We start from the raw sequence: 1,212 nt of genomic DNA, 5'->3' as shown, positions 1-1,212 counted from the left end.
ATTCTGGCCTCCGACGTCGTGCAGCTCGAGCTGTCCTCCCCGGACGGTTCCCCGCTGCCGCCGTGGGAGCCGGGCGCACACATCGACCTCCTTCTTCCCGGCGACTCGGTGCGGCAGTACTCGTTGTGCAGCGATCCCCGCAACCGCACATCGTGGCAGGTCGCGATCCTGCGCGAAGCCGAGGGTCGGGGCGGCTCGATCTATGTCCACGACCAGCTCGAGGTAGGCGCCGCCGTCGAGGTTCGGGGACCGCGGAACAACTTCCCCCTCGAACCGGCAGACAACTACATCTTCGTCGCGGGCGGTATCGGTGTGACCCCGATGATTCCGATGATCCTGGCCGCCGAAGAACGCGGCATACCGTGGGAACTGCTGTACGGCGGGCGTTCACGGTCGAGCATGTCATACGTCGACCATCTCGAATCCACTTACGGGGACAAGGTGTCGGTCCGACCGCAAGACGAGTTCGGTCTACTCGATCTCGACGGCCTCCTCGGAACGGCACGGGCCGGCACGACCATCTACTGCTGCGGTCCCGAACCCCTGCTCCAGGCGATCGAAACAGCAACAGGGAACTGGCCGTCCGGTTCCCTCCACATCGAACGTTTCAGCCCCAAACTGCTCGAGACACCGGCCCTATCCGAATCGTTCGAGGTCGAGCTGTCCATCTCCGGCCAGGTCGTGACGGTTCCGCCGGACAAGTCGATCCTGGAGGCCCTCGAAGAGCAGGGCGTGCCGGTAGTCGCATCGTGCCAGGAGGGCATATGCGGGTCCTGCGAGACCGCCGTACTGGACGGCACACCCGAACACCGCGACTCGATCCTCAGCCCGGCCGAGCAGGAGGCCAACGAGACGATGATGGTGTGCGTCTCACGATCACGCAGTCCACGCCTCGTTCTCGAGATCTGAACACCCCGACCGCATTTCATCTCTCAACGCCTTTCGTCGACGGGTGAACCTCCACGACGTCGTTGAGGGCCGCGTCGCCACATCCTGCCGTCAGCACTCTCGCATTTGTTTCCTCGGCCGCAGCGCGTCTAGCCAACTCTATCGTGTTTCGTTAGTATGTAATCCACACCACAACAACGGTTACAACACCAGTGTCGTATTCCCTCACCCTTCCTGGAGTCCTCCATGACCACAGAACTGACGCTCGACGACCTGCGCCGGCAGTATCGCCGCGACTACGACCCGTACAACCCGGTTCCCATC

At 63.0% G+C, this 1,212-nt stretch carries 1 protein-coding gene; it reads left to right on the top strand.

Translation table 11 applies throughout. The annotated features are described in order from the left end of the window. The gene (locus MLGJGCBP_RS46180; RefSeq protein ID WP_160104023.1) at nt 1–909 is read left to right on the top strand and encodes a PDR/VanB family oxidoreductase; all 909 of its coding nucleotides are present in this window, start codon (nt 1–3) and stop codon (nt 907–909) included. The last annotated feature ends 303 nt before the right edge of the window (nt 910–1,212 follow it).

The organism is Rhodococcus sp. T7 (genome assembly GCF_009872365.1).
Classification (GTDB): Bacteria; Actinomycetota; Actinomycetes; order Mycobacteriales; family Mycobacteriaceae; genus Rhodococcus_F.
The sequence above is the reverse complement of the archived record's forward strand: the minus strand, read 5'-3'. Positions and strand labels throughout refer to the sequence as shown.